General features: G+C 34.5%; 11 protein-coding genes. 4 read left to right on the forward strand and 7 right to left on the reverse strand.

What is annotated here, in order from left to right; genetic code table 11:
• The first annotated feature begins 355 nt into the window (after positions 1-355).
• Together N4A45_10030 and N4A45_10035 are read left to right on the forward strand one after the other, a co-directional pair.
• Positions 356-2,974, forward strand: a complete 2,619-nt coding sequence (locus N4A45_10030) for a gliding motility-associated C-terminal domain-containing protein (GenBank protein MCT4665559.1) — start codon at positions 356-358, stop codon at positions 2,972-2,974.
• A gap of 87 nt (positions 2,975-3,061) precedes the next feature.
• Positions 3,062-3,358 (forward strand): antibiotic biosynthesis monooxygenase, encoded by a 297-nt coding sequence (locus N4A45_10035; GenBank protein MCT4665560.1) that lies wholly within the window; start codon positions 3,062-3,064, stop codon positions 3,356-3,358.
• 222 nt (positions 3,359-3,580) lie between these two features.
• Here N4A45_10035 and N4A45_10040 read toward each other — a convergent pair whose 3' ends face one another.
• Entirely contained in the window at positions 3,581-5,038 is a 1,458-nt protein-coding gene (locus tag N4A45_10040) for an aminoacyl-histidine dipeptidase (GenBank protein ID MCT4665561.1), read from the reverse strand.
• A 154-nt stretch (positions 5,039-5,192) separates the two neighbouring features.
• On the opposite strand from N4A45_10040, the gene N4A45_10045 reads away from it, so the two are divergent.
• Both N4A45_10045 and N4A45_10050 read left to right on the forward strand, forming a co-directional pair.
• Positions 5,193-5,585: a hypothetical protein gene (locus tag N4A45_10045; protein MCT4665562.1), complete on the forward strand. Its 393-nt coding sequence runs from the start codon at positions 5,193-5,195 to the stop codon at positions 5,583-5,585.
• Positions 5,582-5,860: a DUF3817 domain-containing protein gene (locus tag N4A45_10050; protein MCT4665563.1), complete on the forward strand. Its 279-nt coding sequence runs from the start codon at positions 5,582-5,584 to the stop codon at positions 5,858-5,860. Before N4A45_10045 ends, N4A45_10050 begins: the two co-directional genes overlap by 4 nt.
• Before the next feature lie 10 nt (positions 5,861-5,870).
• On the opposite strand, the gene N4A45_10055 is transcribed toward N4A45_10050, so the two are convergent.
• The 6 genes from N4A45_10055 to lepB all read right to left on the reverse strand — a co-directional run bounded on the left by N4A45_10055 (position 5,871) and on the right by lepB (position 12,468).
• Complete coding sequence (locus N4A45_10055; GenBank protein ID MCT4665564.1) at positions 5,871-7,547, reverse strand: hypothetical protein; 1,677 nt, start codon at positions 7,545-7,547, stop codon at positions 5,871-5,873.
• A gap of 37 nt (positions 7,548-7,584) precedes the next feature.
• Positions 7,585-8,649, reverse strand: coding sequence for a DUF4835 family protein (locus N4A45_10060; GenBank protein ID MCT4665565.1), 1,065 nt, complete (start codon positions 8,647-8,649; stop codon positions 7,585-7,587).
• A 10-nt stretch (positions 8,650-8,659) separates the two neighbouring features.
• Positions 8,660-9,850, reverse strand: a complete 1,191-nt coding sequence (coaBC, locus tag N4A45_10065) for a bifunctional phosphopantothenoylcysteine decarboxylase/phosphopantothenate--cysteine ligase CoaBC (GenBank protein ID MCT4665566.1) — start codon at positions 9,848-9,850, stop codon at positions 8,660-8,662.
• Between the two features lie 4 nt (positions 9,851-9,854).
• Positions 9,855-10,184: a DNA-directed RNA polymerase subunit omega gene (locus tag N4A45_10070; protein ID MCT4665567.1), complete on the reverse strand. Its 330-nt coding sequence runs from the start codon at positions 10,182-10,184 to the stop codon at positions 9,855-9,857.
• Positions 10,185-10,189: 5 nt separating this feature from the next.
• Complete coding sequence (bamD, locus tag N4A45_10075) at positions 10,190-10,996, reverse strand: outer membrane protein assembly factor BamD (GenBank protein ID MCT4665568.1); 807 nt, start codon at positions 10,994-10,996, stop codon at positions 10,190-10,192.
• 137 nt (positions 10,997-11,133) lie between these two features.
• Positions 11,134-12,468 (reverse strand): signal peptidase I, encoded by a 1,335-nt coding sequence (lepB, locus tag N4A45_10080; protein ID MCT4665569.1) that lies wholly within the window; start codon positions 12,466-12,468, stop codon positions 11,134-11,136.
• Between the last annotated feature and the right edge of the window lie 44 nt (positions 12,469-12,512).

Raw genomic sequence — 12,512 nt, forward strand, 5'->3', positions numbered from 1 at the left:
TGTTTTGAGTTTAAATTTTAAAAAAATCTATGGCTAAATTACACATAAAAAAGTGTAAGTTTAGTATAAGCCAAATGTAGAAAAACCTGATCATTTCCCTCAAGGACATTCGATATATTGACATTTTGTTTATGTATTTGACTAAAAAAACACAATAAATGGATGGAAAACAAAATAATTGGCGTTTGTTATATCAAAAAAACTGTCTCATTTGCGTGGACTTGACTTTTAAATCAATGGAATTCTAAACAAAAAAAAGTATATTTGTGAATCAAGGTAACACTTTGTTTTTAGAACGATTTATTCCATTCTTTCTTTGGAATCTAAATTGAGTTTGAAAAAAGTTTTTAGAAATATGAAGAATCTTTTTTTATCCTTAGGGATATTTTTATTTGTTTTATGGTCTTTTTCAACCGAGCTATCTGCTCAAGGATTTGCCTGTCAAACCATTGATATAGAAGTTGACTACAACACGGTAACGGGTTCAAACCCATTAGACTTGTCTCAAAACGAAATTTTGAATACCTGTGAAGGGTTCACTTTAACAACTACTGTAGACTTTCCACAGAATAATGTCAACTATTCTCAAACCCTCGCAAACTCCACTTTTACTTGGACTTTGAAGAATCCATCAGGAGTACATCATAACCAAGTACTTAATGGGATTAGTCCTACATTTGAACTTACAGATTTTGTATTGTACAGAGTAGAATTAGACTTTACCGACATAAACGGATGTAAAGAAAACTTCCATTTCTATATAGTGAATACTTCTCCAAACACAGAAATCAATTTGAGTTTGGATGAAGATACAATTTGTTTAGATGAGCAAACTATTGTTCGAGCAGCAGCAATTGCTGGAGATGTTCCACCATTTATGGACTATAGTAGTGATCCAAGAATAATAGATTTTGACTCTACGGGAAATAACCCAGGATTTTTATCAAGCTCTATTAATGTAACGGGGTACCCAGCTGGTGCACAACTCACATCTAATTGTGTAGAAAGAGTATGTATGACCATGGAACACTCAAATGTAAATGAACTAACAATTTACATGACTGTTCCCAGCGGTGACACAATTATGCTTATTCCAGATTTAGGAAACGGATCTAACGGAATGGGTGACACACTTTTAATGGGAATCCCAAACATAAATGACGAAGCCTTAGGAACTTTGAATGCCAATAACCCTATTGGAACTCCATTTAGATATTGTTTCTCACCAGATGCCACAAATCACATGCATAATCTTGCTGGCGGAATGACCGCTGGATCAACTTTTGCAGAATCTGTAGAAGGAACTCCAAATCAAAATTTCTATGCGGATAATCCAGTAAATGGAAACTCTTTTGATAATATAGGAGGTTTTTTAAATGGTGCATATACCCTATTCATCACAGACTCTACCGTTCTTAATAATGGTTACTTCTTCGGATGGGATTTTGAACTTTGTGCAACAGCACCAGTAGAATACGTTTTTACAGCATGGGCATCTGATCCTAATGGAACATTTGTTAGCTCGCAAGATGCTGATTCTACCATTCGTTTAATAAAAGGAATAGCAAATACCGCAAATAACGGAATTACAGAAATAACTTATGAAGTAGTTGACAACTATGGATGTAACTGGGAAGAATCTATCGATTTAAAAGTATGGGATTTACCCCAAGCAGGTGACACTGATACGGTTTTTTGTGAAGACACCTATAATATTAATGTTACGATCCCACAAGGTATGCCAAGTGGTAGCTGGACAACAACTACTCCTCCAGGTGCAATTGGTGATGTAGTTTTTTCACCCAACAACTCTGCCACAAACCCAACAGTAACGGTACCCGCATTAGGAACCTACGATTTTATTTATACCAGTATTTGTGGTACCGTAAGTTCTCAAACCATTACTTTTGACTCAGAAGAACCTATTCTAGAAGTTGCAAATGATACTGTAATTACCTGTAATTTAACTGTACCTTTAAAAGAATTAAAAAATAAAAGAGCTGGAAAATGGACGGTTTCTGCACCAAATGGAGAAACCGTGAATATAGCCAACCCTAATATTTTTTCAACTACTGCTACAGTAAGCGACTATGGAAAATATATTTTCACTTTTACTTATGACTGGTGTGATGCCTCTTCAAGTTTTGAAGCAATTTTTGAAGAAGCTGATCCTATTATCGTGAAAGAAAGAGATACAGCGTATTGTTCAAAAACAATTGGATTGAGTGCCACAGTAGAAGGAGCTCCAGGAAACTGGAGTGGTAAAGGTCCTGGAAATAGAACCTTTACAGATATCACCGCATTAAATACGGATGTTACCGTAGATGAATATGGAGATTATACCTTCTATTATACTGGATGTAACCGTAAAGACTCCATTATGGTTCACTTTACAACAGTTGCACCTAATATTCAAGCACCTAAATTTGTAAACTGCGGAAAAGAAGCTTATATGACATCCGTGTACTATTCTTATGCTGATTCTATTTCTTTACCTGCAACTTGGTCTATCACAAAAACGCCACCAGGAACAAGTGCTAACCTTATACAACAAGGTAAAAACGCACAGGTTTTACAAGTTTCAGACTATGGTGTGTATGGTGTAGAAATTGTTTCTTGTGACTCGGTTCATGAAACTGAAATAGCCTTTTTCTGTGATTTAGAAATCCCGAACGTATTCTCCCCTGATAATGATGGAGTGAATGAATTATTTATCATCAGAAATTTGAATAAAGATATTTATACACAATCAGATTTCAATGTTTGGAACAGATGGGGAAATACAGTCTATCATCACGGAGCTTATGGCTTAATTGGTGATTTCTGGGATGGAAAAGATAATAATGGAGAGCCACTAAGAACAGGTGTTTATTTCTATGAACTGGTTACCCTTAATAAATACTCTGGAGAAGAAATTTCTTTCAAAGGAACCATAAATATCTTTACAGACGGAGAACATAAACAACAATTCTAAAATTGTTATTTCTTTTATACAACCTAAAAACTCTTTGATGCCCTCAAAGAGTTTTTTATTGAAAAAAACTACTAAAAACAATTATTTATGATCCATATCATTGCCAAAATAACCGCAAAAGCAGAACATTCAGAAACTGTTTTCAAAGAACTACAAGGTCTAATAAACCCTTCAAGAGCAAAAGACGGTTGCTTGCAGTATTATATGTATAAGGACATCAAAAAAAGTTCTATTTTCTACTTCGTTGAACAATGGGAAAATAAAGAGATTTTCGCAAAACACATGGAAAGTGAATTGATCAAAAATTATATGAAACAAACAGAAGGAATGATCGAAAGACTCGAACTCTCTAAAGTAGAACCTGTTCCTTCAAGTGATTCATAAGTAAAAAGTCATTATTAAGTTACTGTATTACTGCGTTTAAAACAAACAAAGCAACACCTAAATATATTAAAGACTTTTTGATAATTTGTACATTACACCAGTATATGGATTTCAAAAAGCATCTGTAAAAACAATAAGAGAAATAATTTCAAAAAAAGATTACACAAAAAAAGTCTCGCTATAAAAGCAAGACTTTTTTTATTGTATTCTGATCTATCTCTTTTAAATAGAAGCCAAAGACTTGGTTAAAAATGTCCAAAAATTTTCAACGGTATCTATTTTACATCGCTCATCGGGTGAGTGAGCACCACGGATTGTTGGCCCCACAGAAATCATTTCCATTTCGGGATAATTCTGTCCCAAAATTCCACACTCCAATCCTGCATGAATTGCCATAATTTCAGCCTCTTTACCAAAGACCTCAATATGCATCTTTTCCATCAGTTTTTTAATTTCCGAAGTAGGTTTTGGTTCCCACCCTGGGTATTCTCCACTATGTTTTACTTTTGCTCCTATGTTTTCAAAACAGGCACTCACTTTCCAAGCAATATCCCATTTAAGACTCTCCACTGAAGATCTTTGAAGTGTAAGAATAGTCATTGTACCTTCGGTAATTAAGATACGTGCAAGATTGCTTGATGTTTCTACTAAACCATCCATATTCTCACTCATTTTATGAACCCCATTTGGGCAAGCATAAATGGCACGAATCATTGCATTCTTAGCCAGATCTGAAACACAGTTTTTTGGTTTCTCGTCGATCTTTTTAGTTTCAATAAACAAACCATTATCAGAAAGCTGATATTCCTGTTTTAGTGAAAATGCTATTCTCTCCAAGGTCTCTTGAAATGACTGCACATTACTCATATCCATTCCAACTACGGCATTTGCCTCTCTAGGAATCGCATTTCTTAACCCACCACCGTCAAAGGATACCAAATCATAGGGAAGCTCTTGCGATAACTGCCACAGAATTCTGTTCAAAAGGATATTTGCATTTCCTAATTGAAGATGAATATCTCCACCAGAATGTCCTCCTTTTAATCCTCCCACAACAATTTTAAATACCTCAAAATCTGCATTGAATTCTTTTTCTTCATACTCCCAATCAACTGAGGTGTCAACTCCACCAGCACATCCAATATAAATTTCGCCTTCTTCTTCAGAGTCAAGATTAATTAAATATTTTCCTTCTAAAATTCCTCCTTGGAGACCTTTTGCACCAGTCATCCCAGTTTCCTCATCTATGGTAAAAAGGCATTCAATAGGACCATGATTTACATCGTCAGAAGACAAAACAGCCATCATTGCAGCCACTCCCATTCCGTTATCGGCACCCAGAGTCGTTCCTTTGGCTTTTACCCATCCTTCTTCGATATACATCTCAATTCCTTGGGTATCAAAATCGAATGTCACTTCATTATTTTTTTGATGTACCATATCTAAATGACTTTGAAGTACAATGGTTGTTTTACCCTCAAAACCCTTAGTAGCAGGTTTTTTAATAATGACATTACCTACTTGATCCACCAAAGTTTCTAATCCCAGTTTTTCACCAAAATCAGCCATAAACTGAATCACTCTTTCTTCCTTTTTTGAGGCTCTTGGCACAGCATTTAGATCACAAAAGTGGTTCCACACAATTTTTGGCTCTAAAGCTCTTATATCTTTATTTGTCATAGCTTTTGTTCTTTTACACAAAGATAAGTGAAGACTGTTGAAAAAAGAATTTGAAATAAACCAAAATTCTTACAAAGGAAAAGTCCAACTTCTCTACCTAATAAATTCTAAAAGAAGTGCTAAAAATAATGTACTTTTGCTCAAAATTTTGACGATGAAAAAAAATCTTCATATTCTTATTGTAGCCACTGTTTTATTGCCCGTTTTCTATGTGGCTTACTCTATTCTAAGCTTCAATAGTATGGAGATTGACGAAGAGGAAATAGATGTGAATGGTGTTTTCGGATACGAAATCCCTATTGCGGAGATTGACACCATTATTTTAATAGATGCATTGCCTACTTTGTATCCTGCAGGGGGGTTTGAGGTAAATAAACAGCTTAAAGGTCAGTTTGTGAGAACAAGTGATCATAAAATGGTACAAATAATTAGTCATCACTCGGATCTGTATATCAAAATTATTACCAAAGATTTAGATATTTTCTTCTATAATGCAGAAGGAATCACTGAAACAAAAATGCTTTTCAATCAGCTTTCAAAATTATGAACAAACTGAATTTTCTTAAAAAAATAGGCTTTTTAGAAGGTCTTTCTTTCCTTGTTATTCTTTTTATAACAATGCCTCTAAAATACATTTTTGACTATAAGGGAGCCAACTATTATGTGGGAATGGTACACGGAGTACTTTTTATTCTCTATATCCTTTGGGTACTTATAGTGGGAATAGAAAGAAATTGGACTAAAAAAGCCATTTTCTTATCTCTCCTTGCTTCTATTATTCCTTTTGGAACTTTTTGGGCAGATAAAAAGTATTTTAAATAATTTATTGGTACTACATTTTACCAGCAAGCATCTGTTTGGCTGAAGCCAAAGAAGATTCCATGATATTTTCACCAGACAGAAGAGTCGCCAGTTCTAAAATTCTTTCTTGATCATTTAGCAATTGGATATCCACTTTTGTCTTGTCTGCAAGTTCGTCTTTAGCTACTTTAAAATGTCTTTCACCTTTTGAAACCACTTGAGCCAAGTGACTAATACAAATTACTTGATTTTTCTGAGCCATTTTTTGCATCAGTAAACCCATTTTGTGGGCAACTTCTCCAGAAACTCCTGTATCTATTTCATCGAGCACAATGGTTTTATCACCTTGATTACCTGTTAATACAGACTGTAAAACAAGGCTCAGTCTTGCAAATTCTCCTCCTGAAGCAGCGTGAGTTATCTTTTGTAAATCAAAACCTTTATTGGCAGAAAATAATAATTCACAATTGGTATTCCCCACAGACTTCAGTTGCTCTGTTTGAGAAAGTTGAAATCTTATTTGCGCATTTGGCATTGCTAAATCAGATAGGTTTGACTCAATCATTTCTTGCAACTGCTCTAGGTGATTTACTCTTGCTGAATGCAATTGGTTAGCAATCACATTAGCTTCCTGATAGAGTTCCGAAACTTCTATTCCTATTTCTTTTAATCGTTCTTGATTTTCTATCTCAGAAGAAAATTGAGATTTTAAAGCATTTTTTTTAGTTCTTAATTCTTCAATAGTTTGAACTTGATGCTTTATTTTTAGTTGATCTATCTGATAAGAAAGACTGTGTAATTCATCTAATTCTTGCGAGTTTTCAGGAGTTTCGAACTGATAATTATTTATTTCATATAATAAATCTGTCAGTTCAACTGATACACTCTGTAAGCGCTCAGACCACTCTTCAAAGATTGGAGAAATATCTTTAAGTTGTAGAAAATCGTCTGTCCAATTCTGGATTTTTGATAAAGCTCCACTTTCATCTTCCCGAGCTTGTTGAATACTGAGAACCGTTTGTTGAATTTTCTCTGAATTTTCTAGTAATCGAATTCGCTCCTCTAAAGAATCTTCCTCCCATTCTGCTAATGCAGTATTTTCTAATTCATTCCAAAGAAATTCATTATAAGAACGATCTCTTTCTTGTTCTTGTATTTTTTCCTCAAAGGCTTCGAATTCTTTCTGTTTTTCTTTCCAAAGATGAAAAACCTTTTGATAATCTTTTAGTAATTTTTCAAAAGCGACTTGGGTATTTTTCTTGATGAAAATATCCAGCATTTCGAGTTGAAAAACGGGATTTGCTAAGGCAGTATTATCGTGCTGACCATGCAAAGAAATAAGATATTCGCTAATTTTTTTAAGTACCGAAATTGTTGTGGGCGTATCATTCACAAAAATCCTATTTTTCCCACTTGGTAATGCTTCTCTTCTTATGATTAATTCGTCATCATAATCAAGATCATTTTTTTGAAAAAGCTTTGCTAATCCTTTACTCTTAATAAAAAAATGAGCCTCGAGGATACATTTTTTTTCAGGATTAAAGAATAGTTTAGGTTGCCATCGAGCTCCAAGAACAATCGCTAATGCGTCCAGCATCATTGATTTTCCTGAACCTGTTTGTCCACTAAAAATATTAAGTGTTTGGGCAAAATCAACTAATTGATGCTCAATAAGAGCAAAATTGGTTATCTTAAAGGATTGAAGCATGATTTTTTTTGGAATATGAAAAGGTGCAAAAACTTATTTAGTTAATTCTTTTTGCCGTTGTTCCTTGTGAATTTCTTTGCAAAGAGTTGGCATCCATAACTGGAGTTCCGTTTAGATTTTGTATTCCAGAAGCGGGCATGATAATACTTTTACTGTTGTCAATAGGTTCAATATCTGATGGCTTATTCATGGGTGCTTTTTTACCCAATGAATTCCAAAATCTTCCGTTATTTGCAGGATTAAGAGCTTGCATATTTTTTTTAACCTCCAAGCGTTCATTGTCTTCTAAGGCCAATGCCAAGTTTCTAATTTCTTCTGCTTTTATTTCAAAAATGGTTTTTGGCAAATAATCGTTTGAAAAATATTTTAGATCCTCGATTTCTTTAATACTTGCATAAAACACATCTAATGCTTCTTCTTGATTCGTAGTAAGCACATCCAAGACTTCTCTATGGAGTGTATAGTAAAACTGATGTATTTTGTCGTATTTGTTATTATTCACTATTTGATTAACTAGTGTATAACGATTCGTTGTGTTATCTGTAGCACTCCAGTTTGAGGCATTTGGAAGACTTGATTGTGCTGAGTTAGCAATATCTAAGGCAATCTCAAAGTGCTTATCTCCTCCTTTTAGTTCAAATGAATTTTCATCAAAACCAATAATCATATTGGCATAAAAACACAGAATTGAGCTTAGATTATCTCTATAAAATGAGTTGGTAAATTCTAAGTTTGTGGCTGCATTAACTGTTATTTCAACTTGTTTATCCAGTGCTCTAAAAACCGTAGCTTGATAAGCTGTTTGATAAACAGGTCTGGATGCCGAAACATATAATGTGACCTCAAAACCATCATTGCCAAGTGCTTTTTCTACGGTGAAATCAAAAGAGCAAGTAATTCTTTCTTCGGGAGCATATACTTTTTCTGTAAATTTTGTAAAGCTCAAGAACTCCGTTATTTGTTCTTTTAAATTTTTGAATAATTCAGGATTCACTCCAGATCCCAATTTTTCTGTAGTGATAGAGACTTTTGGTCTTAGCTCTTGTGCATAAGATTGACTAAAAGTAAGGGATAGAAAAACAAATATGAGAAGAATCCTCATTTGAAACAGATTAGAAATTAATACTCTCAAAAATATCTTTGGCAACAGCCCATTTAGATTTTAACTCAAATTTATTGATTTTATTTCGTTTATCTATCAATATTACTTTATTGGTGTCATGCCCGAAACCTGCTCCAGCATCCTCCAAAGTATTTACTACAATAAAATCGAGATTCTTTTTTACCAGTTTTTGTTTCCCGTATTCAATTGCGTTTTGGGTTTCTAAAGCAAAACCTACAAGAGTTTGATGGTCTTTTTTTAAGGTTCCTAAATGTGCCAAAATATCGGGGTTGAGCTCAAATTCTAAACTTGGAAGTGTTCCTTTTTTCTTTTTAATCTTTTGATCACTTGCGTTTTTTACCTTAAAGTCAGCCACGGCAGCACTCAAAATTGCTAAATCAACATTTTCAAAGGTTGCCACGCATTCTTCATACATTTCTTGTGCAGACTCTACCCTTTTCACTAAGATGTTCGGGTGGGCTATTTCTTGAGAACTTGGTCCTAAAACAAGTGTTACTTCCGCTCCTCTTAGAGCGGCTTCTGTTGCCAAAGCAATCCCCATTTTTCCTGTGGATCTATTTCCGATAAATCTTACAGGGTCGATCGCTTCATAGGTAGGACCTGCATTGATCAAAACTTTTTTACCTGATAGATTTCCTGTAGAAAAATGAGCGACCGTTTTCCAATAGATTGTTTCGGGTTCTGCCATTCTTCCTTTTCCTACTAATCCAGAAGCCAAAAAGCCTTCCTCGGCAGGTATTTCAATATTTCCGTACTCTAGTAAGGTCTTTCTATTTCTTAAAAAACTCGGATGCTGATACATATCCAAGTCCATGGCAGGTACAAAGATAATGGGACATTTTGCAGATAGGTAGGTAGCCAATAATAGATTATCGCAAATTCCTTGAGCCATTTTCGCAAGGGTATTTGCTGTGGCTGGTGCAATGATCATTAGGTCTGCCCACAAGGCGAGTTCCACATGATTATTCCACTGGGTTTTGTCTTCACTAATGGTATGGCTGACAACTGGGTTTCCAGAAAGCGTTGACAAAACTAAGGGTGAGACAAAATCCAAAGAAGCTGGTGTTTGGATGATTTTCACCTCAGCACCAGCTTTTTTGTATAATCTTACCAATAATGGAATTTTGTAGGCAGCAATACCTCCTGTAATTCCTAGTAATATTTTTTTTCCTTCTAACAAGGTCTTATTTTTCTTCTTGAGCCTCTTGTTTTTCTACTTCCAGCTCTCCGTTTACCATCTCGTCAAGTGCGATTAATACAGGTTTAGGAAGGCTTTCATAAAACTTAGAAACTTCAATTTGTTCGTTATTTTCAAAAACTTCTTCTAGGTTTTCGTTGTGAGTTTTGAATTCTTCAATTTTCTTCAAAAGCTCTTCTCTCATTTCTTGTGAGATATGATTGGCTCTTGCAGCAACAGCCATAATACTTTCGTAGATATTTCCTGATCCTTGCTCGATGGTACGAAAATCTTTTGTTTGTGTCGTACGTGGGGCTTTACTTTTCTTAAAATCCATGGACTTTATTTTTGTTTATTTTCTTCTAACCATGCTAATGCACTTGAATGCATGTTATTTGCTTTGTCCAGTTTTTCACTCTCTGGGAAAGCATGCTTAAAATCTTGGTAAGCGATGGTTACGTTTTTGTATCTAATTTCCTTTTTCTCTTCAACACTTCTATCCGCCAACAAATAATAGGCTTCTACTAAGCTGAATTTCATTTTTTCTTCAAATGGAGAATCAGGATGCTTTTGCAAAAATAAGCTAATTGCTCGAATTGAGGGTTTAAAATTTTCTGTTTTTAAATAAAGCAGTGCAATCTGTGCGTCTTTTTCTACCAATTTGCTTTTCAGATCCTTAATTCTAAATTTAACTTCTTCTAGTTTTTTCGTTTCTGGGAATTCTGAAATAAAAGCTTGATAATTTTTAATTGCCTTTTGAGTAAATTCTTGATCCAAATCCACATCTGGTGATTCTTCTTCATAGCATCTTCCAATCATATAAACCGCTTGTTCTCTCCTTTCTGATCTAGAAAAAGTACGAGAAAACACTTCAAAATGATGGGCTGCCAAAAGATATTTCTCTTCACAATAATAGGATTCTGCTAGTTTTAAGAATAGCTTCTCAGATTTTGCTGTTCCCTTGTAAAGGTTTAATAAATCATCATATAATTGAGTGGATTTATCACAATCACCTTTTTGAAAGTATTTATTTGCCATTGCCTCTTTGTATGTGGCATCTGTACTGGTAAGTACTTTTGAGAAATTTCCACAACTGGAAATACTCAAGCTACCCAGCACCAAAAAGGTGAATAATATTGTTTTTTTCATCTGTATATGTACTTTTTTGTCTGATAAAATTCGCTGATAAATAATTCAGTGAGTCCACTCAAATTATTAGCACGGCTTTTTTTTTCATAGTCTGCAAAAGTAAGACTTTTGATCCTTTTATGATTCAGGCAATTTTTTTAAGCTATTTTCTTCTTTTTCTTTCTTGATTTATAGAACTGCCAAATTGCAATCAAAATCATCACTGGCCAGAAAAAAGAAAAGGGCTTTCCTTCTCCATGAATGGTCGTGAACATTCTATCAAAACGGATTTTTTTGAGAATATTGCTTTCATTCGCATCTAAACTTAGCCAATTGAAAACAGGTTTTCCTACGATATGACTCTCTGGCACAAATCCCCAATATCTAGAATCTAAAGAATTATGACGGTTATCTCCCATCATCCAGTAATAATTTCCTTCAAAAGTATATTGGTCTTGCGGCGTTCCGTCCACAAAGGCTTTTCCTTCTTTCCATTCTACTAAATGATTTTCATATTTAGCAATTGTTTCCTTATAAGTTGCCACATTGAGTTCTGTTAATTCAATGCTTTCACCTTTCTTTGGAATATAAATAGGCCCAAAATTATCTAAGTCCCAATTCTTATTCACACCCTTAGGAAAAAGATAAGCTCCTTTGGTTTCAACTCTATGTTTTGCAGGTTCTACAAATTCCACAAAATTGGTCATTTTTCTCAATTCTTCTGCTTTTGCATCAGTCATGGTGATAATAAAAGAATTTGGAGTTGCTCCTCTTCCTGCTAACTGTAAGTCATATTTATCAACAGTTTTTTGGCGAATCTGCACCTTAAACTGTACCAAATAATTATGCTGAAGAAGAATTCTATCACCTACTGGCAATTCTTTCCCGTTTACAAAAGCCTTCCTATTTCTCATTTCAATACGATCTCCAGGAATTGCTATACATCTCTTTACATAATGTGTTTTTTTATCAAAAGGCATACTCGGGTATAGCTTATCTTCTGGATAATTAAACACCACAATATCATTATTTTCTACACTTCCAAAACCGGGCATTCTATGATAACCTGTTTGTACGGCTTCAGAATAGGGTTTTACATCTTTGGTTCCCCAAACGGTATTGTGCATAAAGGGAAGAGACAATGGTGTATTAGGAACATAAGGTCCATAATGCAATTTAGAAACCAAAAGATAATCTCCTACAAGCATCGATTTCTCCATTGAGGGTGTAGGAATGGTAAAGGGTTGCATGACAAAAGTGTGAATCATTGTGGCTCCCACAATAGCAAAAAGCAGCGCCGAAGCAGTTTCATGTATTTTGGATTTATATACCCTTTTTACTTTTTCTCTTTTTTTCCAAAAAGTCCAATTGACATTTTTCCAATAGAAATAATCTGCAATTATCAAGACTCCAAAGTAGAGCCAATCAAAACCAATGAGGTAACAAACTGCCAAATAGGCCAAGAGTATTCCAATGAATTTTATGTGTTTCATGTTGTTCTAGTCAATTTTTATCGAAAATACGTTTTTCTCTTATT

This window comes from Flavobacteriales bacterium (genome assembly GCA_025210805.1).
Taxonomy (GTDB): Bacteria; Bacteroidota; Bacteroidia; order Flavobacteriales; family CAJXXR01; genus JAOAQX01.

What these genes read in the sequence shown, in the direction of transcription:
- N4A45_10045 (MCT4665562.1), top strand. Translation starts at nt 5,193, where the DNA reads ATGAAAAAAAATCTTCATATTCTTATTGTAGCCACTGTTTTATTGCCC.
- N4A45_10030 (MCT4665559.1), top strand. Translation starts at nt 356, where the DNA reads ATGAAGAATCTTTTTTTATCCTTAGGGATATTTTTATTTGTTTTATGG.
- N4A45_10070 (MCT4665567.1), bottom strand. Translation starts at nt 10,184, where the DNA reads ATGGATTTTAAGAAAAGTAAAGCCCCACGTACGACACAAACAAAAGAT.
- N4A45_10035 (MCT4665560.1), top strand. Translation starts at nt 3,062, where the DNA reads ATGATCCATATCATTGCCAAAATAACCGCAAAAGCAGAACATTCAGAA.
- bamD (MCT4665568.1), bottom strand. Translation starts at nt 10,996, where the DNA reads ATGAAAAAAACAATATTATTCACCTTTTTGGTGCTGGGTAGCTTGAGT.
- N4A45_10040 (MCT4665561.1), bottom strand. Translation starts at nt 5,038, where the DNA reads ATGACAAATAAAGATATAAGAGCTTTAGAGCCAAAAATTGTGTGGAAC.
- N4A45_10050 (MCT4665563.1), top strand. Translation starts at nt 5,582, where the DNA reads ATGAACAAACTGAATTTTCTTAAAAAAATAGGCTTTTTAGAAGGTCTT.
- N4A45_10055 (MCT4665564.1), bottom strand. Translation starts at nt 7,547, where the DNA reads ATGCTTCAATCCTTTAAGATAACCAATTTTGCTCTTATTGAGCATCAA.
- N4A45_10060 (MCT4665565.1), bottom strand. Translation starts at nt 8,649, where the DNA reads ATGAGGATTCTTCTCATATTTGTTTTTCTATCCCTTACTTTTAGTCAA.
- lepB (MCT4665569.1), bottom strand. Translation starts at nt 12,468, where the DNA reads ATGAAACACATAAAATTCATTGGAATACTCTTGGCCTATTTGGCAGTT.